Origin of the sequence: Streptomyces sp. NBC_01267, assembly GCF_036241575.1 — a bacterium.
Lineage (GTDB): Bacteria > Actinomycetota > Actinomycetes > Streptomycetales > Streptomycetaceae > Streptomyces.
Map to the genome: position 1 here is coordinate 4,077,299 of NZ_CP108455.1, position 25,523 is coordinate 4,102,821.

20 protein-coding genes and 2 tRNA genes are annotated in these 25,523 nt (G+C 71.0%); 17 read left to right on the forward strand and 5 right to left on the reverse strand.

What is annotated here, in order from left to right:
* Position 1 precedes the first annotated feature (1 nt).
* From OG709_RS18760 to OG709_RS18785, 6 genes are all read left to right on the forward strand, one after another.
* Positions 2 to 1,057 carry an acyl-CoA dehydrogenase family protein gene (locus OG709_RS18760; RefSeq protein ID WP_266641748.1) on the forward strand — a complete coding sequence of 352 codons (1,056 nt, stop codon included), beginning with the start codon at positions 2 to 4 and terminating at the stop codon, positions 1,055 to 1,057.
* Complete coding sequence (locus OG709_RS18765) at positions 1,054 to 1,518, forward strand: MaoC/PaaZ C-terminal domain-containing protein (protein ID WP_329167050.1); 465 nt, start codon at positions 1,054 to 1,056, stop codon at positions 1,516 to 1,518. The genes OG709_RS18760 and OG709_RS18765 overlap by 4 nt, the downstream gene beginning before the upstream one ends.
* Positions 1,515 to 2,681, forward strand: a complete 1,167-nt coding sequence (locus OG709_RS18770) for a lipid-transfer protein (RefSeq protein WP_250302261.1) — start codon at positions 1,515 to 1,517, stop codon at positions 2,679 to 2,681. Before OG709_RS18765 ends, OG709_RS18770 begins: the two co-directional genes overlap by 4 nt.
* 53 nt (positions 2,682 to 2,734) lie before the next feature.
* Positions 2,735 to 3,661, forward strand: a complete 927-nt coding sequence (locus OG709_RS18775; RefSeq protein WP_250302260.1) for a DUF1906 domain-containing protein — start codon at positions 2,735 to 2,737, stop codon at positions 3,659 to 3,661.
* Between the two features lie 167 nt (positions 3,662 to 3,828).
* Positions 3,829 to 4,365 (forward strand): SigE family RNA polymerase sigma factor, encoded by a 537-nt coding sequence (locus OG709_RS18780; protein WP_250302259.1) that lies wholly within the window; start codon positions 3,829 to 3,831, stop codon positions 4,363 to 4,365.
* A 213-nt stretch (positions 4,366 to 4,578) separates the two neighbouring features.
* Positions 4,579 to 6,228 (forward strand): long-chain fatty acid--CoA ligase, encoded by a 1,650-nt coding sequence (locus tag OG709_RS18785; RefSeq protein ID WP_329167053.1) that lies wholly within the window; start codon positions 4,579 to 4,581, stop codon positions 6,226 to 6,228.
* Between the two features lie 204 nt (positions 6,229 to 6,432).
* Here OG709_RS18785 and OG709_RS18790 read toward each other — a convergent pair whose 3' ends face one another.
* Complete coding sequence (locus OG709_RS18790; RefSeq protein WP_329167055.1) at positions 6,433 to 10,320, reverse strand: PAS domain-containing protein; 3,888 nt, start codon at positions 10,318 to 10,320, stop codon at positions 6,433 to 6,435.
* Positions 10,321 to 10,488: 168 nt separating this feature from the next.
* Positions 10,489 to 11,004, reverse strand: a complete 516-nt coding sequence (locus OG709_RS18795) for an SSI family serine proteinase inhibitor (protein ID WP_250302256.1) — start codon at positions 11,002 to 11,004, stop codon at positions 10,489 to 10,491.
* Positions 11,005 to 11,209: 205 nt separating this feature from the next.
* Here OG709_RS18795 and OG709_RS18800 point away from each other — a divergent pair.
* The 6 genes from OG709_RS18800 to OG709_RS18825 all read left to right on the forward strand — a co-directional run bounded on the left by OG709_RS18800 (position 11,210) and on the right by OG709_RS18825 (position 16,102).
* Positions 11,210 to 11,303 (forward strand) — tRNA-Ser (locus tag OG709_RS18800).
* Between the two features lie 164 nt (positions 11,304 to 11,467).
* Positions 11,468 to 11,540, forward strand: a tRNA-Arg gene (locus OG709_RS18805).
* A gap of 243 nt (positions 11,541 to 11,783) precedes the next feature.
* Positions 11,784 to 12,173, forward strand: a complete 390-nt coding sequence (locus tag OG709_RS18810; protein WP_266641740.1) for a hypothetical protein — start codon at positions 11,784 to 11,786, stop codon at positions 12,171 to 12,173.
* A gap of 253 nt (positions 12,174 to 12,426) precedes the next feature.
* Positions 12,427 to 13,920, forward strand: a complete 1,494-nt coding sequence (locus tag OG709_RS18815; protein ID WP_250302254.1) for an FAD-binding oxidoreductase — start codon at positions 12,427 to 12,429, stop codon at positions 13,918 to 13,920.
* 478 nt (positions 13,921 to 14,398) lie between these two features.
* The gene (locus tag OG709_RS18820; RefSeq protein ID WP_405688491.1) at positions 14,399 to 15,097 is read left to right on the forward strand and encodes a chitinase; all 699 of its coding nucleotides are present in this window, start codon (positions 14,399 to 14,401) and stop codon (positions 15,095 to 15,097) included.
* 126 nt (positions 15,098 to 15,223) lie between these two features.
* Positions 15,224 to 16,102: a DUF2797 domain-containing protein gene (locus OG709_RS18825; RefSeq protein ID WP_266641737.1), complete on the forward strand. Its 879-nt coding sequence runs from the start codon at positions 15,224 to 15,226 to the stop codon at positions 16,100 to 16,102.
* A gap of 164 nt (positions 16,103 to 16,266) precedes the next feature.
* On the opposite strand, the gene OG709_RS18830 is transcribed toward OG709_RS18825, so the two are convergent.
* Complete coding sequence (locus OG709_RS18830) at positions 16,267 to 16,800, reverse strand: NADPH-dependent FMN reductase (protein WP_329167062.1); 534 nt, start codon at positions 16,798 to 16,800, stop codon at positions 16,267 to 16,269.
* 218 nt (positions 16,801 to 17,018) lie between these two features.
* On the opposite strand from OG709_RS18830, the gene OG709_RS18835 reads away from it, so the two are divergent.
* Genes OG709_RS18835 through OG709_RS18850 form a run of 4 tightly spaced genes read left to right on the forward strand, consistent with a single transcriptional unit; the run spans position 17,019 to position 22,921 of the window.
* Positions 17,019 to 17,756: a response regulator transcription factor gene (locus OG709_RS18835; RefSeq protein WP_284348546.1), complete on the forward strand. Its 738-nt coding sequence runs from the start codon at positions 17,019 to 17,021 to the stop codon at positions 17,754 to 17,756.
* A 2-nt stretch (positions 17,757 to 17,758) separates the two neighbouring features.
* The gene (locus OG709_RS18840; RefSeq protein WP_329167063.1) at positions 17,759 to 19,378 is read left to right on the forward strand and encodes a sensor histidine kinase; all 1,620 of its coding nucleotides are present in this window, start codon (positions 17,759 to 17,761) and stop codon (positions 19,376 to 19,378) included.
* Positions 19,379 to 19,418: 40 nt separating this feature from the next.
* The gene (locus OG709_RS18845; RefSeq protein WP_266641735.1) at positions 19,419 to 20,684 is read left to right on the forward strand and encodes a bifunctional glycosyltransferase family 2/GtrA family protein; all 1,266 of its coding nucleotides are present in this window, start codon (positions 19,419 to 19,421) and stop codon (positions 20,682 to 20,684) included.
* On the forward strand, positions 20,681 to 22,921 hold the full coding sequence (locus OG709_RS18850; protein WP_329167066.1) for a glycosyltransferase family 39 protein: 2,241 nt from the start codon (positions 20,681 to 20,683) through the stop codon (positions 22,919 to 22,921). The genes OG709_RS18845 and OG709_RS18850 overlap by 4 nt, the downstream gene beginning before the upstream one ends.
* A gap of 65 nt (positions 22,922 to 22,986) precedes the next feature.
* On the opposite strand, the gene OG709_RS18855 is transcribed toward OG709_RS18850, so the two are convergent.
* Entirely contained in the window at positions 22,987 to 23,796 is an 810-nt protein-coding gene (locus tag OG709_RS18855) for an endonuclease/exonuclease/phosphatase family protein (RefSeq protein WP_250302248.1), read from the reverse strand.
* A gap of 180 nt (positions 23,797 to 23,976) precedes the next feature.
* Between OG709_RS18855 and OG709_RS18860 the strand changes: the two genes are divergently transcribed.
* Positions 23,977 to 24,774 carry a TetR/AcrR family transcriptional regulator gene (locus OG709_RS18860; RefSeq protein WP_250302247.1) on the forward strand — a complete coding sequence of 266 codons (798 nt, stop codon included), beginning with the start codon at positions 23,977 to 23,979 and terminating at the stop codon, positions 24,772 to 24,774.
* A 117-nt stretch (positions 24,775 to 24,891) separates the two neighbouring features.
* Here the strand turns inward: OG709_RS18860 and OG709_RS18865 are convergent, their stop codons facing one another.
* Positions 24,892 to 25,359: a PPOX class F420-dependent oxidoreductase gene (locus OG709_RS18865; protein ID WP_250302246.1), complete on the reverse strand. Its 468-nt coding sequence runs from the start codon at positions 25,357 to 25,359 to the stop codon at positions 24,892 to 24,894.
* Between the last annotated feature and the right edge of the window lie 164 nt (positions 25,360 to 25,523).

A 25,523-nucleotide genomic window follows, 5' to 3' on the forward strand; every position in this document is an offset into this window, starting at 1 on the left:
CATGGACTTCACACCCACGGAGGAGCAGGAAGCGGCCGGTGAACTGGCTGCGCAGATCTTCGCGGATCTCTCCACACACGAGCGCCTGACAGCGGCGGGCACCGGGACGGACGCCGAGCTGTGGAAAGCGCTGGGCGCGGCAGGACTGGTAGCCGCGGCAGAGGAGACGGGGCTGCTGGGGCTGGTACTGCTGCTGGAGGAGCAGGGGCGGCGGACCGCCCAGGTTCCGCTCACCGCGACCTGTGTGTACGGACTGCTGGCGGTGGCCGCCCACGGCACGGACGAGCAGCGCGAGCGGTTGCTTCCCGGGCTCCGGGACGGGACAGCGGTAGCGACCGGTGCCTTCCCGGCGTACGGCGGCGTACGGGCGGACGCGGAAGGCCGTCTGAGCGGGACTGTGCCCCTGGTGCCGTGGCTGCGGGACGCCACCCTGGTGCTGGTCGCCGACCGGGACCGTCGGCTCTGGCTCGTACGGGTGGCGGACGCACGGACGGAGGCGGTGGAGACCACCGCGCCCTGGTCGGCCGGGCGGCTGATCCTGACGGGGACACGGGCCGAGCCGCTTGGCGGGCCCGGGGCGTACGAACAGGTGCTGGCCACGGCTCGGATCGCATGCGCGGGGCTCCAGGCCGGTGTGTGCGCGGGTTCGCTCGCGCAGGCCGTTTCGTACACGTCGGAACGGGAGCAGTTCGGGCGTCCGCTCTCCACCAACCAGGGGGTGCTGCTGCGGGCGGCCGACGCGTACATGGACACCGAGGCGATACGGGTCACGGCGTACGAGGCTGCCTGGCGGCACGACGAGGGCCTGCCGTACGCCACCCACGCACTCACTGCGGCGTGGTGGGCGTCGGAGGCGGGCAAGCGGGTCGTCCACGCGGGCCAGCATCTGCACGGGGGACTCGGTTCGGACATCGAACATCCCGTGCACCGGCATTTCCTCTGGGGGCGGCAGCTCGATGCCTATCTGGGCTGCGGGAGTGAAGTACTCGAAGAATTGGGCGGGTTGATCGTGGGCGCCGAGGAGCCGCGCACGGAAGAAATGGAGGAACCGGTATGAGAGTAGGCGATGAACTGGCGCCGCTGGAGATCCCGATCACCCGCACGCTCATCGTCGCGGGAGCCGTGGCGTCCCGTGACTACCAGGACGTGCACCACGATGCCGAGGCCGCCAGGGAGAAGGGCTCGCCCGACATCTTCATGAACATCCTCACCACCAACGGGCTGGTCGGCAGATACATCACCGATCGCTTCGGGCCGGGCTGCACCTTGCGCAGGGTCGCGATCCGGCTGGGAGCTCCCAACTACCCGGGGGACACCATGGTGCTGACCGGGGAGATCACCGCGGTCGACGGCGGCTCGGCAGAGGTCCGCGTGGTCGGCGCCAATGCCAGGGGACACCACGTCACCGGCACCGTGACGGTCGGCGTGGGCGCCGACATCGGCATCGGCATCGGCATCGGTACCGGTATCGGTGGCGCGGCCGGTTCAGGACAGGCGGAGACGGGAGCGGGCACATGAGTATGCGTGAGCGGGACTCGCTCGGCGGCAGGGCTGCCGTGGTCGGGATCGGGGCGACCGAGTTCTCCAAGGACTCCGGACGCAGCGAGCTGAAACTGGCGGTCGAGGCCGTACAGGCAGCCCTCGACGATGCCGGTCTCACGCCCGCCGACGTGGACGGCCTGGTCACTTTCACCATGGACACCAGCCCCGAGATCACCGTCGCCCAGGCGGCCGGGATCGGTGAGCTGTCCTTCTTCTCCCGGATCCACTACGGCGGCGGGGCCGCCTGTGCCACGGTGCAGCAGGCGGCGCTCGCCATCGCCGCCGGGGTGGCCGATGTGGTGGTCTGCTACCGGGCGTTCAACGAGCGTTCGGGGCGGCGCTTCGGCTCGGGGGTGCAGCGCAGGGAACCCTCGGCCGAGGGGGCGGCGCTCGGCTGGGCGCTGCCCTTCGGGTTGCTCACACCGGCCTCCTGGGTGGCGATGGCCGCTCAGCGTTATCTGCATACGTACGGCCTCTCCCCCGAGGTGTTCGGCCACGTGGCGGTGACCGACCGCCGGTACGCCGCGCGCAATCCCGCGGCGTACTTCTACGAGAAGCCGATCACCCTCGCCGACCATGCCGCCTCGCGGTGGATCGTGGAGCCGCTGCGTCTCCTCGACTGCTGCCAGGAGACGGACGGCGGCCAGGCGATCGTGGTCACCAGCGCCGAGCGGGCGCGCGATCTGCGCCGTCCACCTGCGGTGATCGTGGCAGCGGCGCAGGGGGCGGGCCGGGCGCAGGAGCAGATGACCAGTTTCTACCGCGACGATCTCAGCGGGCTGCCCGAGATGAGCGTGGTCGCCCGGCAGCTCTGGCAGACCTCGGGGCTGCGGCCGTCGGACATCGATGTGGGGATTCTCTACGACCACTTCACGCCGTTCGTCCTGATGCAACTGGAGGAGTTCGGCTTCTGCGGACCAGGTGAAGCGGCGGCCTTCGTCGCGGAGGACGCGCTGCCGCTGAACACCCATGGCGGCCAGTTGGGGGAGGCCTATCTGCACGGTATGAACGGCATCGCGGAGGCCGTCCGACAGGTGCGTGGCACCTCGGTGAACCAGATACCCGGCGCGGCCACGACCCTGGTCACGGCCGGCACCGGAGTTCCCACGTCCGGGCTGATCCTGGGCGCGGACGGCTGACACAGCGGCGTGGGCGTTGGGCAGGGCGGCCGGAGACCCGTTCACTGCGCCCTATGCATCAACGGAAGAGGTTCCTGACCCGCGCACTCGTCGCAGCAGCGCTCGTGACGCTGACGCTCACAGCACCGGAGGCCGTCGCCGACCCCGCACCGGACGCGGCGGCAAGAACAGGGGGAGCCACAGTCACGGGCGCTTCCGCGGACGCAATGACAGCCGTCTCCCGGGAGGCAGCCGCGCCCGCGAAGGCGGCCATGTCCACCGGCACCGTGCGCTTCAACGGCTGGGGGTTCGACACCTGCGTCACTCCGTCGCTCGCGACGATGCGGGCCTGGGGTTCCTCCAAGTACCGGAGCATCGGCGTGTACTACGCGGGCCGCGGCCGGGGCTGCCCCCATCAGCCCGAGCTCGACCGGGCCTGGGTGTCATCGGTCTACCGCATGGGATGGAAGGTGCTGCCGGTCTTCGTCGGCTCGCAGTCACCGTGCGTGGGAGCGGAGAACAAGCGGAAGTTCCAGATCGGGAGCAACCCCTCGGGCCAGGGGACGAAGGAGGCACGTCAGGCCGTGCAGGCGGCCGGAGGTCTCGGCATGCTGAAGGGCACGCCGCTCTACCTCGACATGGAGGCGTACGACACGGGCGACCGCACCTGCGCGGACGTCACGCTCTCCTTCATCCGCTCCTGGGACCGGGAGGTGAAACGTCTCGGCTACGTGTCCGGCTTCTACAGCAGTGCGGACTCCGGCGTGGCGCAGATCGGGGCAGCGCGCAGGGCGGGCACCACGGACCTGCCCACCGTCATGTGGTTCGCCCGGTGGCAGAAGAAGCCCTCGGTGTCCGGCGAGCCCTCCCTCCCGGCCAACTCCTGGACCCCGCATCTGCGGATCCACCAGTACGAGGGAGACGTCACCGAGACACACGGGGGCCGTGAGCTCAGCATCGACCGGAACAGGGTCGACGCACCGGTGGCCCGTATCGGCTGATCAGCGGCCCGCGCCGGTCAAGCCGACGCTGGTGGACCCTGACGGCACGAGGAGCGTCCTCCACCTTCAGGAGGTGGAGGTACCACCACTCCTACAACCTGAGGGGGATTCACCTTCGGCACCTCTGGGCGATCTGCTCGCAGGTGTTCTGCTCCTAGCGTGGAGCTATGACCACGCCAGTCTGTACCAGCGCAGCGAAGGCGGCGACGCCGTACCCGTCGTTCGCCACCTATATGCGGGCCCGGGGGCCCGTGCTGCTGCGCACCGCCCGTTCGCTGACCCCCAATCCGAGTGACGCCGAGGACCTTCTCCAGACCGCGCTCACCAAGACGTACGTCGCGTGGGAGCGGATCGAGGACCACGGTGCGCTGGACGGCTATGTGCGCCGGGCGCTGTTGAACACCCGTACGTCGCAGTGGCGCAAGCGCAAGGTCGACGAGTTCGCCTGCGAGGACCTGCCCGAACCGGAGACCGTGCCCGAACCCGACGCCGCCGAGCAGCAGGCGCTGCGCGACGCGATGTGGCACGCGGTGATGAAGCTCCCCGACCGCCAGCGGGCCATGCTCGTGCTCCGCTACTACGAGGACCTCAGCGAGGCGCAGACCGCCGAGGTCCTCGGTGTCTCGATCGGCACCGTCAAGAGCGCGGTTTCGCGCGCGCTCGGCAAGCTTCGCGAGGACCCGGAGCTGTCCCCGGTGCGGTGACCGTCGTGGTGATTCCGGCAGGTTCCCGACGGGATCCCGGGGGTGACCTCGGGCGGGGACACGGGCAGGGACACGGGCGGGGACTTCGATGGGAAGCCGGTGGAATTCCTGGCGGCGGGTAGTGACATACCAATCGGTATGTGAGCAGAATTGCGCCACATTACCCATGCGTAGGCGAAGCTGCGTAGGCGAAGCTGCCCCCGGGAGGACGCCGTGCTGAGCACGATGCAGGACGTACCACTGACAGTGACCCGCATTCTTGTTCACGGAACGCTGATGCACGGCACGTCTCAGATCACCACCTGGACCGGGGACGGCCGGGAACCGCAGCGTCGTTCCTTCGCCGAGGCCGGTGTCCGCGCGGTGCAGCTGGCCAACGCGCTCCGCGACGAGCTGGGGGTCGACGGCGACGAACGGGTCGCAACCGCCATGTGGAACAACGCGGAACACGTGGAGGCGTACTTCGCGGTCCCCGCCATGGGTGCCGTACTGCACACCCTCAACATCCGCCTCCCCGCCGAGCAGCTGGTCTGGATCGTCAACCACGCGGCGGACCGGGTGATCATCGTCAACGGCTCGCTGCTGCCGCTGCTCGCGCCGCTCCTCCCTCACCTGCCGACCGTCGAGCACCTGGTGGTGAGCGGCCCCGGTGACCGTTCGCTGCTGGCCGGTGCGACGGCGACCGTGCACGAGTACGAGGACCTGATCGCGGGCCGCCCGATGACGTACGACTGGCCCGAGATCGACGAGCGCCAGGCTGCCTCCCTCTGCTACACCTCGGGCACCACCGGTGATCCCAAAGGGGTCGTCTACTCGCACCGTTCGATCTTCCTGCACTCCATGCAGGTCAACGCCGCCCAGTCGATGGGGCTCACGGACGAGGACACCACCCTGGTCGTCGTGCCGCAGTTCCATGTCAACGCGTGGGGCCTGCCGCACGCGACCTTCATGTCCGGCATCAACATGCTGATGCCGGACCGTTTCCTCCAGCCCGCCCCGCTCGCGGAGATGATCGAGGCGGAGAAACCCACGCACGCCGCCGCCGTGCCCACCATCTGGCAGGGACTGCTGGCCGAGGTGACCGACCGGCCGCGCGATCTGAGCTCCATGAAGCGGGTCACCATCGGCGGCTCGGCCTGCCCGCCCGCGCTGATGGCCGCCTACGACGAGCTGGGCGTCCGGCTCTGCCCCGCCTGGGGCATGACGGAGACCTCGCCGCTGGGAACCGTCGCCAACCCGCCCGGTGGACTCACCGACGAGGAGGAGTGGCCGTACCGCAACACCCAGGGCCGATTCCCCGCGGGCATCGAGCCCCGGCTCGTGGGACCCACCGGCGAGATCCTTCCCTGGGACGGCGAGTCGGCCGGTGAGCTGGAGGTGCGCGGGCCGTGGATCGCCGGTGCGTACTACGGAGGTGCGGGCGGCGAGGACTTCAGGCCCGCCGACAAGTTCAGCGAGGACGGCTGGCTGAAGACCGGCGATGTCGGCGTCATCAGCCAGGACGGCTATCTGACACTGACCGACCGCGCGAAGGACGTCATCAAGTCCGGCGGCGAATGGATTTCGAGCGTGGCGCTGGAGAACGAGATCATGGCCCACCCGGCGGTCGCGGAGGCCGCGGTCGTCGCCGTGCCGGACGCCAGGTGGGGTGAACGGCCGCTCGCGACGGTGGTGCTGAAGGAGGGCGAGAGCGTCGGATACGAGGAGCTGAAGGCGTTCCTCGCCAGGTCCGTCGCCAAGTGGCAGCTTCCGGAACGGTGGGCGATCGTGCCGTCCGTGCCGAAGACGTCGGTCGGGAAATTCGACAAGAAGGTACTCAGGAAGCAGTACGCGGACGGGGAGCTGGACACGACGCAGCTCTGAGCGAAGAAGCTCCGGTCATGACCGTGGTTCCCGTCGTGACCGGGGCTCGGCTCCGACCGAAGTCTCAGCCCGGGACAGGCACCGGCCCGGTCCCGGGCGCAGGGGCGACCCACCCGACCCACCCGACTCACTCCGGCCCACGCGGACGCCGCGCGGGCCGGCCCTGCGGCCGGCCCGGTTCAGTTCAGTTCAGTTCAGTTCAGTTCAGTTCGTCCCGATCTTCGCCAGCAGGTCGACGATCCGGCCCTGCACCTCGCTGCTGGTGGAGCGTTCGGCCAGGAACAGCACGGTCTCCCCCGAGGCCAGCCGCGGCAGTTCGGCCTCGTCCATGCCCGCCGAGGTGTAGACGACCAGCGGCGTGCGGTTCAGCTGCCCGTTCGCGCGGAGCCAGTCGACGATTCCGGCGCGACGGCGGCGTACCTGCATCAGGTCCATCACCACCAGGTTCGGGCGCATCTGCGCGGCCGAGGTGACCGCTTCCGCGTCCGTCGCCGCGCGGACCACCTGCATACCGCGCCGCTCCAGGGTCTCGGTGAGCGCGAGCGCGATCTCCTCGTGCTCCTCGATCAACAGGACGCGCGACGGGTGCTGCTCGCTGTCGCGCGGGGCCAGCGCCTTCAGCAGCACGGCCGGGTCGGCACCGTACGCGGCCTCCCGGGTGGCCTGCCCGAGTCCGGCCGTCACCAGTACGGGCACCTCGGCGGCGACCGCGGCCTGTCGCAGGGACTGCAACGCCTTACGGGTGATCGGGCCGGTCAGCGGGTCCACGAAGAGCGCTGCGGGGAACGCGGCGATCTGTGCGTCGACCTCCTCGCGGGAGTTCACGATCACCGGACGGTAGCCGCGGTCGCTCAGCGCCTGCTGGGTGGAGACGTCGGGCGCGGGCCAGACGAGCAGCCGACGCGGATTGTCGAGCGGTTCCGGGGGCAGTTCGTCGTCGATCGGCTGTGGCTGCGGCCGGTTGGCCACCTCCACCGCACCGCCGGGGCCGTCCAGCGGCTCGGGGCCCTCCGACCCCTCGTCGGGTGCCCCTATGGCGTACGAGCGGCCCTCCTCCTGCGACGAGTGGGGCGAGAGACGCTGTTGAGCTTGCTGAGGCGACGGTGCCTGCTGGGGCTGGGCCCCTTCCGGGTTCGCGGTCCGCTGGTTCGCGCCCTGCGGATGCGGCCGGGCGTCCACCTCGGGGCGCTCGTCCTCGGGCGGTGCCGCGAGCCTGCGGCGGCGGCCGGAACCCAGCGAGTGGGGCTGGTTCTGGTGCGCCGCGATCTGCTCGGTGAAGGGGGTGCCCTGGCCGAGCGTGCGCACGCTTATGGCCCGCCCCTGGGAGGCGTCGGCGGGCAGCGGCTCCTCGGCGGGCAGCGGCCGGCTCGCGGGCGCGCCGTCCTCCGGGGGCAGGGCGGCAGGCTCCGTGACGGAGGGCCAGCCCTCCGGCGACGCGTACAGCGTGCCGTCGTTGGCCTGCTCGTCGCCCGCGCCGGGGTGGTGTTGCGGGCGCCGGCCGGTGTCCGTGGATCCGGTCCGTACGGAGTCGTGGCGGCCCGGCAGCGAGGCGTCGGAGGGCGCCGACGGCACCCGGTCGGCCTCGGCAGGCGGGAGCGCGAACGCGCTGCGCGGGCGCTCGGCCTCGGCGGGTGCGGCAACGGACGCCGTCGCCAGGGCCCGCCGCGCACGTCGGCCCGGAGGCGGCGTCTGCGGCTGGGACGGGCTCTGCGCCTGGGAGGGAGCCTGCTGCTGGGCGGGCTCGGGCAGGGGCAGGGGTTGTGGGGCGGGCCGAGCGTCCGGGAGCGGCTGCGGCGCGGGAGCTTCCGGCGCCGGGCTGCCCGGAGCCGATGCACCCGATGCACCCGGTGTACCCGGTGTACCCGGTGCGTCAGGAGTACCGGCGGTGGGCGCGGGCGAAAGCGCGGGTCGCGCGTTCTCGATCTCCCGCATGCCCTCCGCGCGCCGTGCGCGCCGCCCGCTCGGGGCGTGGGCGTCCGACGGCACGCCCTGCGGCGGTACCGTCGCTCCGCGCTGGGCGCGCGCCGGTCCCTGGGCGGTCCCCTGCGCGTTCTCGGCGGCGGTCACCACGGACCCTTCGGCGGGCGCCGGAAGCTCCGTGCGCCCGCGCCGACGGCCCGACCCGCTGTCGGGCGGGCCGTTCTCCGGCGCCGGGGCCCCGGCAGGCAAGGACGCCTGCGGCAGCGGCGCACCGGCACCCGTACCGTCGCCCGCACCCGTACTGTCCGTGCCCCTCCCGTCCGTCCCCGGACCGGCTTCCTCGCGGCGCGCCCTGCGGCGCCCCGTAGGCGGCTCCGGTGTACCGGGACCCGCGCCGGGAGCCGTGCCCCCGTCCACCGGACCGTCCAGGAAGGCGTCGGTCGAGGAGCGACGTCCGCGCCGCCGTCCGCCGCCCGAGGTCGTGTTCTGCTGAGCGGGCACCGGAGCGGCCTCCGCCGCCGGATCCACTGTCCCCGCTCCGGCACCGAGCGGCACTTCCAGGACGTACGCGCTGCCCGTCGTCCCCGGCACCTCGTGCGTCTGCAGCACTCCCCCGTGCACCCGGACGATCCCGCGCACGATCGGCTCGTGCACGGCGTCACCGCCGCTGAACGGCCCGCGCACCTCGATCCGTACGACCTCACCGCGCTGCGCGGCGGCCACCACGATCGTCGAGTCCACATAGGCGCCGCCCGGGGCCACCCGCGCCTTGCCCGTGGCGTCCACCCCGGCCACGTCGGCGATCAGATGCGCGAGTGCCGTTGCCAGCCGCGCCGCGTCCACCTCGGCCTCGATGGGCGGCGCGTGCACCGCGAACTGCACCCGGCCGGGACCGATCAGTTCGACCGCACCGTCCACACCCGCCGCGACGACCGCGTCGAGCATCACCTTCGTCTTGGCCAGTTCCTCCGTGCCCGCGTCGAGCCGCTGGAAGCCGAGCACGCTGTCCACGAGCGTGGTCATCCGGGAGTAACCCGCGGCGAGGTGGTGCAGGATCTGGTTGGCCTCGGGCCACAGCTGCCCGGCCGGATCGGCGGCCAGCGTGCCCAGCTCGGCGCGGAGTTCCTCCAGCGGCCCGCGCAGGGCGTCGCCCAGGACCGCGGTCAACTGCTCGTGCCGCCCGGCCAGCGCGTCGTGCCGCTCGTCCCGTGCCTTCGACTCGGCCGCGTGCCGCTCCTCCAGGGCCGTCAGCTCGGCGGCGTGCTGTTCCTTCAGAGCCGTCAGCTCGGCCGCGTGCTGCTCCGCCGCCGCGGAGTTCCGCTCGTCCTTGGCCCGGAGCTCGTCGGCGTGCTGCTTGGCCTGCTTCTCGTACGGGCGGCGGTCCGCGAACGTCAGGACCGCGCCGACGAGCTGCTCGCCGTCCCGTACCGGCGCCGTCGTCAGGTCGACCGGTACCGCGCTGCCGTCCTTCGCCCACAGCACCTGACCGCGCACCCGGTGCTTGCGCCCGGACCTGAGGGTGTCGGCGAGGGCGCTCTCCTCGTACGGGAAGGGCTCACCGTCACCGCGCGAGTGCTGCACCAGGGGGTGCAGCTCCTTGCCGCCGAGGTCGCTCGCCCGGAAGCCGAGGATCTGCGCGACGGAGGGATTGACCAGGACGACACGGCCGTCCGTGTCGGTGCCCACGACCCCCTCGGACGCCGCGCGCAGGATCATCTCGGTCTGCCGCTGCGAGCGGGCCAGTTCGGCCTCGGTGTCGACGGTCCCGGACAGGTCCCGCACGACGAGCATCAGCAGCTCGTCACCCGTGAAGCCGCCACCGTACGAGTCGTACGCCTCGCGGCCGTCCTCCAGGCTCGCGCTGGTCACCTCGACCGGGAACTCCGCCCCGTCCGTGCGCCGGGCGAGCATCCGGGTCGGCTTGGTCCTGCCCCGCTCGTCCGCGCCCTCCGGCCGCCGCATCGAGCCCGGGATCAGCCGCGAGTCGAACTGCGGCAGCAGGTCGAGCAGTCCCCGGCCGACGAGCGCCGTGCCCGGCGTTTCGAAGGCGTCGAGGGCGATGGAGTTGGCGTTGACGACCGTTCCGTTGCAATTGACGAGCAACAGCCCGTCAGGGAGGGCGTCAAGTATGGCTGCGAGGCGAGCAGCGCCTCGGGATGGCCTGCTGCTCACGACGACGCTTCCTCCCTGAACTACTGCAACTTGCTGACAACCTGGCCCATCTTGCCCCTCGGGCCATGGCGTGTCACTGCTGGGAGTCTAAAGGCAGCGGCTCCGGGCGTGACGCGGATGAGGGGGAGCTCTCACCAATGTTCTGTGGACGGCCTGCGACGCGGGCGTTCAGGCGACGGTGTGCGGAAGCACGGGCTCCAGGTTGTTCCAACGCGATGTCTCGCACCCATTGGTGCGGCGGAAGGTCGCGTCCACGGGCTGTCCCTGCCAGGTTCCGGTGATGTGCGCGGTGGCCGGACCGCCGTACAGCATCGTGCACATCAGGCCCTCGGGCACCGGTGCGAACGGCCTCTTCCCGTCGACGGCGAGCCGGGCCAGCCGGTCGCAGGCCTGCTGCGGCGAGGGGTGGGTTCCTCCGGTGGGGCCGCACTCCAGCTGGTGCGTGCCGTCGGCCGCGGGATCACCCGAGCCGGTGACGGCGACGCTGAGCCGGTCGGGGACCCGGTGGCCGGGCAGCTGTCCGACTGCGGGTCCGGGGCCGGGGCCGGGCACAGGACCGGGGACGGGAGACGAGACGCTGGGGACGGACGCCGCACCGGGACCGGTGAAGGCGGACGCGGCGCCGGGTACGGCGGCCAGCGCGGCGAGCGAGGCGACAGCGGTGAGGGCGAGGCGGCGCAGCATGACGGGTAACTCCTCGGCTGGTAGGGCTCGGGGCGGCGCCCCTGCCTCCCTAACGCTCCTACGCGCCCGGCGTTGCGCAACAGGAAGGACTTTGCCCTGCCACCCGACTGCCTAGTAACGTAGGCCGCGATTGGTGACGGCCCGCAAGGCTGTGTCATCATCTGCACGCACCACTTCGCGCTCGCGCGACTGTGGCTGGTGTGCTGGAGGCGTCGCCTAGTCCGGTCTATGGCGCCGCACTGCTAATGCGGTTTGGGTTTTACGGCCCATCGAGGGTTCAAATCCCTCCGCCTCCGCCAGATGGATCGCTGGAGCCCCGTCCGCAAGGACGGGGCTCCAGTCGTATCCGGGGGGACGTTTCACCAGCTCAGCGGGGGTGCGGCCAATGGATTTCACCTGACGCCGCAGGTCATGTAATGTTGTTCTCGCAACGCCGACGGGGCACAAAAGCCCGGGACGCCAAGCACTCGTAGCTTAACGGATAGAGCATCTGACTACGGATCAGAAGGTTGCAGGTTCGAATCCTGCCGAGTGCACAGCAGGTCGAAGCCCCCGCCAGGGAAACCAGGCGGGGGCTTCGTCGTACGTGCGGGCAGCGAAGTACAGCAACTGCCCCTGCCCAGTGATGTCCACTCTCGGCCGCTACGCAACCGTTATGACCGGCACCGGCCGATCCGGCTAGAGCTACGGGAAGGTCGCAGGTTTGAATCCTGCCGAGTGCACAACAGGACAGAGACCCCCAGGGGGGCTGAGAGCCTCTGCTGTATGTCGTGACGGCAGTGGCTGACAGCAGCCTCTTCCGGGGGCGGCCGTCGGACCGATCGGACGGCTACGAGGACACCGGCCGCACCGTCGTCATCGTCCGACACGTTGCCGTCACCCCGCAGTGCATCGGTGGCCAGGTCAACCCCTCCGCCGTCGAGGCGATGAAGGAGGCCGGCATCGACATCGCCGACCGGAAGCCGACGATTCCTCCCCCGCTTCGCCTGCTCCGTGACTGTCATCCACTATGCCTACCGCCAGGCCGTCGGTGGACGCTGTTCCGGCGCGAAGAAGGGCTCGACGGCAGGACGCTCAGAAAGGATTGTCCGCAGGCGTCGGTCGATGAATTACGGCTCATAATAGAGGCTGTTCCCGAGTTTCCCCCTGAGGTGATTACTCGGGAATAGGATAACTAATGAGAAGTCAAGAAGATCAAGCCCTGCCGGATGCGTCCGGCTGGGCTAGTCAATGCCCCTGTATATGTCATCCTCCGGCAAGTCGGCCTTTCGGTCGATCGGCGAGTCCTGCGGCGCCGTCACGATATCCCCTGTTGATCTGTGGGACCCATAGATCGTCCACCAGGGATCGAACGCGCCAGCCGACAGACATGACGTGTATCTGTCGATATGCGGGCGTAGTCCGGTCGAGAGGATGCGGACCATGCAGGACTTTTCTCGTCGCGGAGTGCTCAAGGCCACTGCGGGCGCCGGTGCGGGCGCGGTCGTTCTCCCGGGCGTCGCGGCCGCGGAGGCCACGGGCGCGAGCGCCGTCACCCACGAGGCCGAGAGTGCGAAGTGCCGGCCGGCGGAGCTGACCGGCCGCATCGTCCGTCCCCACGACCCCGACTACGCGGAGGCGAGCCTGGGCTGGGACGAGTTGTTCGTCCGCTATCCGCTGGTGATCGTCTACGCCCAGCGGACCCAGGACGTGGTCAACGCCCTCACGTGGGCGCGGCAGCACGATGTCGCGATGCGGGTGCGGAGCGGCGGCCACAGCCTTGAGGGCTGGTCGAACGTGGACAACGGCATCGTGATCGACGTCAGCGAGCTGAAGTCGGTCCACATCGACACAGCCGGCCGTACGGCGACGGTCGGAGCCGGGCTCACCCAGTTGGAAGCGGTGACCACGCTCGCGAAGAAGAACTTTGCGGTGACGACCGGCACGGAAGGCACCGTCGGTCTGGCCGGTGCGACGCTCGGTGGCGGCTTCGGGTTCCTCACCCGCTACCTCGGAATGGCCTGTGACGGCCTCATCGGGGCCGAGATCGTCGTCGCCTCGGACGGTGACTGCGCCAAGGTCATCAAGGCGGATCTGAAGAACAATTCGGACCTGCTCTGGGCGCTCCGCGGAGCGGGCAACGGCAACTTCGGAATCGTCACGTCGCTCACCTACAAGCTGGCTCCGCTCAAGAGCGTCACCTATGTGCAGGCGACGTGGGACGGTCTCGGAGACCTGAACAGAGTCTTCGACTCATGGCAGCGCACGGCTCCCTTCGCCGACAACCGTCTCGGCACGCAGGTCGAAATTCACAGGAATCAGATCCTGCTGTTCGCGGTCCTCGCGGAAGGAACGCCCGCGGAGGCGAAGAAACTACTGGCCCCGATTCTTTCGGTCGGTCGCCCCGAGGTCTCGGTGCAGGTCGGCAACTGGGGCGACGTATACGCGGGATTCCAGATTCCCACCGCGAATGAGCCCGCCAACTGGAAGTTCTTCTCGCAATTCACCAACAAGCCGTTCCCGGGGAAAGCGATCAGCGTGATCGCGTCGTTCATGCGGGAAGCGCCGACGGACGACAGCAACTTCTTCACCCAGGCCTTCGGCGGAGCGGTCAGGAAGAGCCCCCGCGGCGGCACGGCGTTCCCGCATCGCGATGCGCTCTTCTACTCCGAGCCGGGTGCCGGCTGGGGGACCCGTGGAGAACCGGGCAGTGGTGACGAGCTGACCCCGCGGGCCCAGGCCTGGATCGCCGAGTTCAGCCAGGCGCTGCGGCCCTACGTGCACGGTGCCTACGTCAACGTTCCGAACATCGGCATGCAGGACTGGGAAACCGCCTACTGGGACGGCAACTTCGACCGGCTGCGCAAGATCAAGCAGAAGTACGACCCCTGCAACGTCTTCCAGTACGAGCAGAGTGTCCCGCCCGCGTCCTGCTGACCGACAAGCCTCACAGGGCCTCGGCCTGGGCCCCGGAAGAATTCCGGGGCCCTCCGGCGTTTCCCGCGCCGGTTTCATCCGGCGGGTGCCGGAGGTCACTGCCGTTCGACGGCGTCCAGTGCCGGGGCGAACTGCGCGGTGCGCCGAAGCGGGTGCAACTGGCCCCGGCCGCCTCCGGTGCCGGGAGCGGTGGCATCGTATGACCTCGTTTTGCCCCTCCTCAGTCGTCAACTCGGCTGCTGTGTACGGGAATCGGCCATACGTAAGAGCGAAGGGCCGGCGCGGCACACGCTGCGGTGAGGCGCGTCGTATTCTCCCGCTCGGATGAACCCCGCCGTCCGAGGAGTGTGAGGTACCTGTGTCCCCGGCATCTTCAGCACCTTCAACGCCCGCCGTGTCTTCAGCGCTCGCACCGCACGCAACGCCCGCAGCGCCTTCAGTACCGGTAAGGCGTGCACGACGACGCCTCAATGCCGTTCTGGTCTCGTTCCTGGCGTTCTGCGGGTTGGCCTTCGCCGCGTTACCGGGTGCGGCCTCCGCCGCGCCGCGGCACCGAACGGAATTCGTCGTCAGCGAGGCCCAGTTCGACCGGATGTTCCCTGACCGGAACCCCTTCTTCACCTACGACGGCCTGGTCACTGCCACCGCCGCGTACCCCGGATTCGCCCGCACCGGCAGCAGAGCGGTTCGGAAGCAGGAGGCCGCTGCCTTTCTGGCCAATGTCAGCCACGAGACCGGCGGCCTGTACTACGTGGTCGCGCAGAACAAGGCCACGTACCCCGTCTTCTGCGACGCCACCCAGCCCTACGGGTGCCCGGCGGGCCAGGACGCGTACTACGGACGCGGCGCGATCATGCTGAGCTGGAACTTCAACTACAAGGCCGCGGGCGACGCCCTGGGGATCGATCTGCTCGACAATCCCTGGCTCGTGGAGACCGATCCGGCGGTGGCCTGGATGACCGCCCTCTGGTACTGGAACACGCAGACCGGGCCGGGCACCATGACCGGCCATGACGCGATGGTCCACCGGAAGGGATTCGGGGAGACCATCCGCAGCCTCAACGGCACCGCCGAATGCGACGGCGGGAACGCCGCGGAGATGCAGCACCGGGTGGATCTGTACGTGCAGTTCACCCGGACCCTGCGTACCGCGCCGGGGCACCGCCTGACGTGCTGACCCGCTGCCCCGCTGATCGCCCCTCCCTTCGTAGCGCCTGACTGTCAGTGGCGGGTGTCATCCTGTGAGTGATCCGGATTTCGCTGGTCCCGTGGCGGGCGGAGCTATCGAGGGGAGCAGGGGGGGATGTGGCGTTCCGGCGGGCTGCGGTGGGGGGCCGAGGGGCCGCGGCTGGTGTGGGAAGGGCATGGCCGTGAGCGGGCCAGTCCGTTGGTGTACGGGTCCGGGATCGGGTTCCGGGTCGTGCCGGAGGGGGAGCGGACCTGTGTGGGGGCACGGGGTAACGCCTGTCCGGTGCGGGCCCGGGTGCCGGCGCGTGGTGCGCAGGCGCGGTGTGCGGAGTGCGCGCGGCTGGACCGGGCGCACTCGGTGGCCGCCGACACGATCGCGGACGACCCGCGCGTGTACCGGGTGTATCTGGCCTGGTTCGGCCCCGGGATGGTCAAGGTGGGGATCACCGCGGAACAGCGCGGTCCGGCACGGCTGATGGAGCAGGGGGCGGTGGCTTTCAGCTGGCTGGGGCGGGGGCCGCTGATGGCCGCGCGCCGGACGGAGGAGCTGCTGCGTACGGCGTTGGGCGTGCCGGACCGGATTCCGTACGCGGAGAAGCGCGCGGTGCGGGCCCGGCTGCCGGGACGGGAGGAGCGCGGGGCCGAGGTGCGGGAGGTGCACGGGAAGGCCGTCGCACTGGCGGGATGGCCGGATTCGCTGGAGCGGCTGGAATGCGAAGTCGCCGACCACTTCGCGGTGTTCGGGCTGGCGGGGCTCGGGGACCTGGTGGGGGTGGTGAGCGAGCTGGCGGCCGGGGGTGTGGTCGCCGGGCGGCTGGTGGCCGCCGCCGGGCCCGATCTGCATCTCGCCGGGGAGGGCGGGGATGTAATCGTCCTCGACACGCGGCTGATGGCGGGATGGAGTGTGACGGGCGCAGAGCCCGGCACGGGGATGACCGTGCCGGTGCGAGCCGTCCCGGCGGAGCCGGACACGGAACAGGAGGGGCTGTTCTGACCTGGATTCGCACCGTGGCGCGGCGCGCCCTGGAGTTCGGACCGGACCGGGCTTTCGTCAGGTGCCGCGCGGGGCGGTACTGAACCTGGATTCGTACCGTGGGCGCGCCCTGGAGTTCGGACCGCAGCCGGGCTCCCGTCATGTGTCGCGCGCGTCCGGCACTCTCATCGGGCCGTCAGGGCCTGCACCGCGTCCGCGAGCTGTGACGTCAGACCCGTGTCGGTGATCTCGCCCGTCTGCCGGTCGAGCTTCCCGCCGATCGTCCCTACCGTCAGACAGGCCTCGTCGACCACGGTGCCGGTCATCATCCTTACGGTTTCGCGCAGTTGGGCATGGGCGTAGTCGCCGCCGGTGGGGCTGGGGGAGCCGGTGATCACGCCCACCCTGCGGTCGATGAACTCGCCGCTGCTGACCAGCCAGTCCAGGGCGTTCTTCAGGACGCCGGGCACCCCGTGCGCGTACTCGGGGCTGACGATGAGCACCGCGTCCGCCTCGGACACCGCCCTGCGCAGCGCACCCACCGGAGCCGGGGGCTCGGCGCCCGCGCCGTCGAGGTCCGGATTGAAGTGGGGGAGCGCGCCGATGTCCCCGCTCGTGACCGTCGCCCCGGCCGCGGTGGCCAGGGCCGCGGCGGCGCGGAGCAGGGAGGCGTTGGTGGACCGGGCGCGCAGGCTGCCGGAGAGGGTGAGGATCCGCATGCTCCGACCGTATGCCCGCCTGCCCGCATGCCTTGCCTGCACCCCCTGCCCGTATGCCTCGCCCGTCCTCCACCCGCGCATGCCTGCCCGTCCTCCCCCACCGACCGGGAGCCCGTCCGTACGCCCGACCGTGAGCCGGGCCGGGTCGAAGGTGTTTCTCAGGAATTTCACAGGTTGGGGAAAGGAGGCTCTCAGAGGCCGCTCACAGGGTGGTGGCCATGACTACGACCTCGCCCCAGGGGCGTACCGGAATGCTCAGGCCCGACGGCAGCCCCGTACGGGTGCTCGTCGTGGACGACGAGGCCTCGCTCACCGAACTCCTGTCGATGGCGCTGCGCTACGAGGGGTGGCAGGTCCGGAGCGCCGGTGACGGAGCCGGTGCGGTGCGTACCGCACGGGAGTTCCGGCCCGACGCGGTGGTGCTCGATGTGATGCTCCCCGATACGGACGGCATCGCCGTGCTCGGACGGATGCGCCGTGAGCTGCCCGATGTGCCGGTCCTCTTCCTGACCGCGAAGGACGCCGTGGAGGACCGGATCGCGGGCCTGACGGCGGGCGGCGACGACTACGTCACCAAGCCGTTCAGCCTGGAGGAGGTCGTGGCCAGGCTGCGCGGACTGATCCGCCGGTCCGGTACGGCCGCCCAGCGCACCGAATCGATGCTCGCCGTCGGGGACCTGACCCTCGACGAGGACAGCCACGACGTGACCAGGGGCGGGACCAACATCCATCTGACGGCCACCGAGTTCGAGTTGCTGCGCTTCCTGATGCGCAACCCGCGCCGGGTGCTCTCCAAGGCGCAGATCCTCGACCGGGTGTGGTCGTACGACTTCGGCGGCCAGGCCAATGTCGTCGAGCTCTACATCTCCTACCTGCGGCGCAAGATCGACGCGGGACGGTCGCCGATGATCCACACCCGGCGCGGCGCCGGTTACCTGATCAAGCCCGGGGAGTAACGGTGTCGGCGCACCGGCGCTGGTCGCTGCGGACGCGGCTGGTCGTGTCGGCGGTGGCGCTGATCGCCGTGGTGGTGGCCGTGATCGGTACGGTCACCACGATCGCCATGCACTCCAATCTGGTGAGGCAGCTCGACAAACAGCTGGTCGCCGCGGCGAAACGGCCCGACCGCGGCCCGATGGACCTCGACCGGTCCATCGTCCAGCAGCCCGGTCTGCCGATCGGCGCGGTCGGCGGGCGCACCGTGGCGGGCAGCGACGAGATCGTCGACGGAGTGAAGAGCGTCGCTGTGCCGGGCGCGCAGACGGACAGCGTGGCGCTCGGCGACGCGCAGGTCAGAGCCCTGAAGTCCGTTCCCAGGGACGGGAACGCGCACACCGTCTCCCTTCCCGGACTGGGCGACTTCCGGGCGACCTTCTCCCCCGGCGGCACCTTCGTGCTGGGCTTCCCGCTCAGTGGTGTCCAGTCCACCGTCAGCACCCTGGTCGTCGTCGAGGTGTGCGTCACCGCGGCCGGGCTGCTCGCCGCGGGCATCGCGGGGACGGCGCTCGTCGGGATCGCGCTGCGCCCGCTCCGACGGGTCGCGGCGACCGCGACACGGGTCTCCGAACTGCCGTTGCACAGCGGTGAGGTGGCGCCCCTGGAGCGGATCCCCGAGGCCGAGGCCGATCCACGGACCGAGGTCGGGCAGGTCGGCGCCGCGCTCAACCGGATGCTGGGCCATGTCGGTTCGGCGCTGGCGGCCCGGCAGGAGAGCGAGACGCGGGTGCGGCAGTTCGTCGCCGACGCCAGTCATGAGCTGCGCACCCCGCTCGCCTCGATCCGCGGATATGCCGAACTGACCCGCCGCGGCACCGAGGAGACCGGCCCCGACACCCGGCACGCACTGGGCCGGATCGAGTCCGAGGCCGGTCGGATGACCGGGCTGGTGGAGGATCTGCTGCTGCTCGCCCGGCTGGATTCCGGGCGCCCGCTCACGTACGAGAGCACCGATCTGTCCCCGCTGGTCGTCGACGCGGTGAGTGACGCCCGCGCCGCCGGGCCGGACCACAAGTGGCGCCTCGAACTGCCGGAGAACCCGGCCGTGGTGCGGGCCGACGGCGCCCGCCTCCATCAGGTCCTGGTCAATCTGCTGGCCAACGCCCGTACGCACACGCCTCCCGGCACCACCGTCACCGCGAGCGTGCGGCGCGACGGTGCCTGGACGGTGGCGGAGGTACGGGACGACGGGCCCGGGATCCCGGCCGGTCTGCTGCCGCACGTCTTCGAGCGGTTCGCCCGCGGGGACGCCTCACGGTCCCGGCACGCGGGATCCACCGGGCTCGGCCTCGCGATCGTGCAGGCGGTGGTGGTGGCCCACGGCGGCGGTGTGACGGTACGGAGCGTCCCCGGGGCCACGGCCTTCGAGGTCAGGCTCCCGGCGTCGCCGGCCCCGATCACCCCACCCCCACCCCCGCCCCCGCCCCCATGCCCACTTCCGCCTCCCGTCCAGCCCTTCCCTCCCGCCTCGCCAGTACCGTCCGTCCCGCGCACGCCCACCGGCCCGCGCATGCCCACCGTCCCGCCCGGGACTCCGGATTCGCCCGGCGCGACCGCGACTCACAGGTACGGCACAGGCTGACCACACAGCCGTGACAGCGGGCCTGGCGAGTGTCGATGTCATGCGAACCGACTCTTCTCCGGGCACCCTGCCCGCAAGGGTGCACCTTCCCGCGACCACGGCCGATGCCCCCGTACTCGATGTGGTGATCCCCGTCTACAACGAGGAGAAGGACCTCGAACCCTGCGTACTGCGGCTCCACGACCATCTGGCCCGCACCTTCCCGTACAGCTTCCGGATCACGATCGCCGACAACGCGAGCACCGACCGTACGCCCGAGGTGGCGGCCGGACTGGAAGCGGAACTCGACGGGGTGCGGTCCTGCCGCCTCGACCAGAAGGGGCGCGGACGGGCGCTGCGCACCGTGTGGTCCGCCTCCGACTCCCCCGTACTCGCCTACATGGACGTCGACCTCTCCACCGATCTCAACGCCCTGCTGCCGCTGGTCGCACCGCTGATCTCCGGGCACTCGGATCTCGCCATCGGCTCCCGGCTGGCGCGCAGTTCACGGGTGGTGCGCGGCCCCCGGCGGGAGTTCATCTCCCGCGCGTACAACCTGATCCTGCGCTCGTCCCTCTCCGCCCGCTTCAGCGACGCCCAGTGCGGCTTCAAGGCCATCCGCGGAGAGGTCGCGGAACGGCTGCTGCCCATGGTCGAGGACACCGGATGGTTCTTCGACACCGAGATGCTCGTGGTCGCCGAACGCGCCGGGCTGCGCATCCACGAGGTGCCGGTCGACTGGGTCGACGACCCGGAATCCACCGTGCACATCGTGCGGACGGCCGTCGACGACCTCAAGGGCGTCTGGCGCGTGGGGCGTGCGCTGGGCGTCGGCGCACTCCCGCTGGACCGGCTCGCGCGCCCCTTCGGCGACGATCCGCGCGACCGTGAACTGCCGGGCGTGCCCGGGGGACTGGCCCGCCAGCTCGTCGGATTCTGTGTCGTGGGGGCGCTGTCCACGCTCCTCTATCTGCTGCTGTACTCGCTGTTCCGGACGGGAGTGAACCCGCAGTTGGCCAACGCGGGCGCGCTGCTGGTCTCCGCGGTGATCAACACCGCGGCCAACCGGAGGCTCACCTTCGGCGTACGCGGCCGGGACAGCGCGGTACGCCACCAGGCGCAGGGCCTCGTCGTGTTCGCGATCGGGCTCGCCCTCACCAGCGGTTCCCTCGCCGCGCTCGGCGCGGCCTCCGGCAACCCCTCGCACGGCGCCGAACTCGCGGTGCTGATCGCGGCCAACCTCGCAGCGACCGTGCTGCGCTTCCTGCTCTTCCGCGCCTGGGTCTTCCCCGAGCGGCGTACCGACGACCCGAGGACTGCACGATGACCACCATCGACACCCACCGGACTCCGGCGACGGCCGGGCGGCCGTCCCGCAACCGGCACATCGCCGCCCTGTGGCGCGGCCGGACCGAGGACCCGGGTTGGGTACGCCCCGCGTTCCTCGGACTGCTGCTGCTCACGCTCGTGACGTACCTGTGGAACCTCGGCGCGTCCGGCTACGCCAACTCCTTCTACTCCGCTGCCGCCCAGGCGGGCGGGGCCAGTTGGAAGGCCCTCTTCTTCGGCTCGCTCGACTCGGCGAACGCGATCACCGTCGACAAGCCCCCGGGCGCCCTCTGGCCGATGGCCCTGTCGGTACGGATCTTCGGGCTGAGCTCGTGGGCGATCCTCGTCCCGCAGGTGCTGATGGGCGTCGGCACGGTCGCGGTGCTCTACGCCGCCGTACGCCTCAGGTTCAGCGCCACCGCGGGGCTCCTCGCGGGCCTGGTGCTCGCGACGACCCCGGTCGCCGCACTGATGTTCCGCTTCAACAACCCGGACGCGCTGCTGGCACTGCTGATGACGGTCACCGTCTACTTCGTCCTGCGCGGGCTGGCGGACGCACGGACCAAGTGGCTGGTGTGGGCGGGCGTCGCGGTCGGGTTCGCCTTCCTCACGAAGACGCTCCAGGCGTTCCTGATCCTCCCGCCGCTGGCTGTCGTGTACGCGGTGTTCGCGCCCACGACGGTACGCAGGCGGCTCGGCCAGATCGGTCTGTCCGCGGGGGCGATGGTGGTCGCGGGCGGCTGGTGGACGGCGATCGTCGAACTGTGGCCGGCCTCGTCCCGCCCGTACATCGGCGGCTCCCAGAACAACTCCTTCCTGGAACTGACCTTCGGCTACAACGGTCTCGGCCGGATCAGCGGCGACGAGACGGGCAGCGTCGGCGGTGGCGGCCGGGGCGGCGGACAGGGCGGCGGCTGGGGTGCGACCGGCATCGGCCGGATGTTCAACTCCGAGATCGGCAGCCAGATCTCCTGGCTGCTGCCCGCCGCGCTGATCCTGCTCGTGGCCGGGACCGTGCTCACCTGGCGGGCCAGGAGCCGCCGCCCGGCCGGGCCGCACGAGGGGGGTACGGACACGGCGCCTGCCGCGTTCCTGGTGTGGGGCGGCTCGCTGGTGATGACCGCGCTGGTCTTCAGCTTCATGGCGGGGATCTTCCACCAGTACTACACGGTGGCCCTGGCGCCGTACATCGCCGCCCTGGTCGGGACGGGCGTCACGGTGCTGTGGGAGGAGCGCGGCAGGTTCGGCTGGTCCGCGGTACTGGGCGGGACGGTCGCGGTGACGGCGGTCTGGGCGTACGTCCTGCTGGGGCGGACGCCGGACTACCTGCCGTGGCTGCGCTGGGTGGTGCTCGTCGGGGGCCTCGCCGCGGCGCTCGGTCTCGTGCTGTCGGGACGGCTGGACCGGCGGGTGGCGCTGGGGGCCGCGGGCGCGGGCCTGGTGGCCTCGCTGGCCGGGCCGTTCGCGTACACGGTGTCCACGCTGGACAGTGCGCACACCGGGTCGATCGTCACGGCGGGGCCCGCGGGTGCGAGCCGGATGGGCGGGATGGGCGGCGGCCCCGGCGGCCGTGGCGGTCCTGGTGGTGCCGGAGGCGGCGCGGGCGGCTTCGGCGGCCGGAACGGCGGTGGCACGGGACAGCCGCCGACCGGTCAGGCCGGGCAGGCCGGGCAGGCCGGGCAGGCCGGGAACCTGGGTCAGCCGCCCACCGGGCAGCCGGGCCAGAGCCAGGCCGCGGGCCAGGGCCCAGGGCAGAACGGGCAGGCACCGAACGGCCAGGCACGGAACGGGCAGGCACAGCGGGGTGGCATGCCCGGCGGCAGGGGCGAAGGCGGCTTCGGCGGTGGCGGTATGGGCGGTCTGCTCGACGGCCAGCAGGTCGGCGCCGAGGTGAAGGCCAGGATCAGCGCCGGAGCCGACGGCTACACCTGGATGGCCGCGGCCATCGGCTCGCAGAACGCGGCCAGTTACCAACTCGCCACCCAGAAGCCCGTGATGGCTATCGGCGGCTTCAACGGAAGCGACCCGTCACCGACCCTCGCGCAGTTCAAGAAGTACGTCACGGAGGGGAAGATCCACTACTTCGTCTCCGGCGGCGGGATGGGCGGCGGGACGGGCGGTGCCGACAGCGGCTCCGCTTCGGAGATCACGTCGTGGGTCGAGGCGCACTACACGAAGGTGACCGTGGGATCGACGACCCTGTACGACCTGACGAAGGTCAAGAGCGGTAGCTGAGACGGGAGAAGAACGCGCGCGGCGGGACCGGTCCCACCGGCCCCGCCGCAGGCGCCCCGGCTTCCCTACCTCTTGAGTGAAAGCTCCGCCACGATCGGCCGGTGGTCGGACGCCAGCGTGTCGGCCACCTGCGCTCCCCGCACCCCCACCCCCGGCGACACGGCCACGTAGTCGATCCGCTGCACCGGATTCTGCGCTGGGAAGGTCGGCGCCCCCGGTTCCACATCGCGCAGTTCGCGCCAGAGCGGCGCCAGTTCGGGTGCGTCCGGCGTCGCGTTGAAGTCGCCCAGCAGGATCTTCCGGCCGTGCTGCTGCGCCATGATCCGCCGGGTCTCGGCCACCTGCGTCACCCGTACGGAGGGGTCGGCGCGGTAATCCAGATGGGTCACGTACACGTGCAGCGGTACGCCCTTCACCCGCAGCTCCACCTCTCCGAAGCCGGGGGCCGGCGCGGGGACCGGGTTCGGGTCCTGGGTGGAGAGCCGGGTGATCTCGTGGTTCTCGGCGTGCAGGATGCGGTACCTGGACAGCACAGCGACCCCGAACTCACGCCCGTCGATGCTGTAGATCGGCGCGAACGACACGTGCATCCCGAGCCGCTTCGCCAGCTCACCCGCGAGGTCGCGCCACTCGCTGCGGGCGCCCCAGCGGACGTCGACCTCCTCCAGGCCGATGACGTCCGCGTGCAGTGCGCGCATCGCCGCCTCCTGCCTGTCCAGGTCGAAGACGTTGTCCATCCCGGCGCCCGCGTGGATGTTGTACGAGGCGACGCGCAGCGGCACATCGCGGCCGTGGGCCTGCGCCGGGGGCGCGACCGTCGCGGCCAAAACACCCGTGACCAGAAGCACTTCAGCAACACGACGAGTCAGTTTCATCTCGCGTAGGTACCCGGCAGCGGCCCGACCCCAAACAGCTTTACGCCGTAAAGGGGAGTGGGCCGCCCCTGACGAGCGCGCCTGGTTTGCGGGCCTCCGGGGCGCAGACTCACCGGTAACAGCGGCCTAACATCGATATCGGTACCCGGTGGATGCATCGATTTCCGGAGGAGACGCGCCATGGTGACTACGGCCGCCCGTGCGAAGGGCCCCACGCGGACCAGTGTCTGGCTGGACGGCAAGGCGACGCGTACCCGCCGAACGGATCAGCCGGCCGGGCTCGACCTGGCGAAGATCACCGCTGAGACGGTGCGGCTCCTGGATTCCGAGGGGCTGTCGAAGTTCTCCATGCGCCGCCTCGCTGCCGGTCTGGGGGTCACGGCCATGTCGGTCTACTGGTACGTGGACACCAAGGACGATCTCCTCGAACTGGCCCTGGACGCGGTGATGGGCGAACTGTCGACGCCTGCCCCGGCACCGGACGCCCCGAAGGCCGGTACCGGGACCGACTGGCGCACGGAGCTGCGGCGCCTCGCCTCCGGCTACCGCAGCGTCCTCGTGCGTCACCCCTGGGTGTCGCCCCTCATCGGCGAGTTCCTCAACATCGGCCCGCACGCGGTGAAGTTCACCTCGGCGGCCCAGGACGTGATGCGCGAGGCCGGTCTCCCGCTGCACGGCCGGACCGGCGGCCTCGCGGCGGTCTTCCAGTTCGTGTACGGATTCGGCACCGTCGAGGGCCACTTCCGGGACCGCTGCGAACGGGCCGGGATGAGCCAGGACGCGTACTACCAGCGGGCCATCGGCACCATCAGCGAACAGCCGGGCCTGCGCGAGCCCTTCGTGCAGGCGCAGCACATGAGGCAGGCGCGCGGCGGTGACACGGTCGAGGAGATGCGCGAGCGGGACTTCGACTTCGCCGTGGACCTGCTGATCGCGGGCATCGAGGCCAAGCGGACGGCTGACCGAACGGACGGCTGACCGAACGGACGGCCGGCTGAGCGCGTCACCGGGCCGAGCGTTCGCCGAACGGCGGAGCAGCCGTGACGAGGAGGCCAGTCGTGACGAGGAGGCCAGTCGTGACGAGGAGGCCGGCCGTTACGAGGAGGCCAGCCGCGCCGGGAAACCGCCGGTCGCGATCGGACTCCACCGCTCCGGCGTGATCCGGATGATCGACTTGCCCTGCCTGACCATGGCCGCGCGGTACTCGTCCCAGTCCGGGTGCTCGCCGGAGATGGTGCGGAAGTACTCCACCAGCGGTTCCACGGACTCGGGGGAGTCGATGACCTCGGCCGTCCCGTCGACCTGGACCCACGGCCCGTTCCACTCGTCCGACAGCACGATCACACTCGTCCGCGCGTCCCGCCTGGCGTTCCGGGTCTTGGCGCGCTCGGGATACGTGGACATGACGATCCGTCCGGAGTCGTCGACGCCACAGGTCAACGGCGAGCCCTGGGGACGGCCGTCCGTACGGGTGGTGAGCAGGATCGCCCGGTGCCGGGTCCGCAGGAAGTCCAGCAGCTCGGCCCGGTCGACGGTGGTGTTGGTCGCGATGTGGGGTGCCATGCCCGCACGATACGTCCGGCCCCGCGCGGGAGACGCGACCGTTCCGGGCCGACACCCTTCGGCCCCCGGCACAGCGGCCCCCGGCACAGCGGCCCCGGCACAGCGGCCCCGGGGCCGGGCCCGGTAGGGGCTCGCTCCCGGGGCCGCGTCGCGCGCCGGACGGT

Coding starts and splice junctions, on each gene's coding strand:
- OG709_RS18760 (WP_266641748.1), top strand. CDS start 2: ATGGACTTCACACCCACGGAGGAGCAGGAAGCGGCCGGTGAACTGGCT.
- OG709_RS18765 (WP_329167050.1), top strand. CDS start 1,054: ATGAGAGTAGGCGATGAACTGGCGCCGCTGGAGATCCCGATCACCCGC.
- OG709_RS18770 (WP_250302261.1), top strand. CDS start 1,515: ATGAGTATGCGTGAGCGGGACTCGCTCGGCGGCAGGGCTGCCGTGGTC.
- OG709_RS18775 (WP_250302260.1), top strand. CDS start 2,735: ATGCATCAACGGAAGAGGTTCCTGACCCGCGCACTCGTCGCAGCAGCG.
- OG709_RS18780 (WP_250302259.1), top strand. CDS start 3,829: ATGACCACGCCAGTCTGTACCAGCGCAGCGAAGGCGGCGACGCCGTAC.
- OG709_RS18795 (WP_250302256.1), bottom strand. CDS start 11,004: ATGCTGCGCCGCCTCGCCCTCACCGCTGTCGCCTCGCTCGCCGCGCTG.
- OG709_RS18815 (WP_250302254.1), top strand. CDS start 12,427: ATGCAGGACTTTTCTCGTCGCGGAGTGCTCAAGGCCACTGCGGGCGCC.
- OG709_RS18825 (WP_266641737.1), top strand. CDS start 15,224: ATGTGGCGTTCCGGCGGGCTGCGGTGGGGGGCCGAGGGGCCGCGGCTG.
- OG709_RS18830 (WP_329167062.1), bottom strand. CDS start 16,800: ATGCGGATCCTCACCCTCTCCGGCAGCCTGCGCGCCCGGTCCACCAAC.
- OG709_RS18835 (WP_284348546.1), top strand. CDS start 17,019: ATGACTACGACCTCGCCCCAGGGGCGTACCGGAATGCTCAGGCCCGAC.
- OG709_RS18845 (WP_266641735.1), top strand. CDS start 19,419: ATGCGAACCGACTCTTCTCCGGGCACCCTGCCCGCAAGGGTGCACCTT.
- OG709_RS18850 (WP_329167066.1), top strand. CDS start 20,681: ATGACCACCATCGACACCCACCGGACTCCGGCGACGGCCGGGCGGCCG.
- OG709_RS18855 (WP_250302248.1), bottom strand. CDS start 23,796: ATGAAACTGACTCGTCGTGTTGCTGAAGTGCTTCTGGTCACGGGTGTT.
- OG709_RS18860 (WP_250302247.1), top strand. CDS start 23,977: ATGGTGACTACGGCCGCCCGTGCGAAGGGCCCCACGCGGACCAGTGTC.
- OG709_RS18865 (WP_250302246.1), bottom strand. CDS start 25,359: ATGGCACCCCACATCGCGACCAACACCACCGTCGACCGGGCCGAGCTG.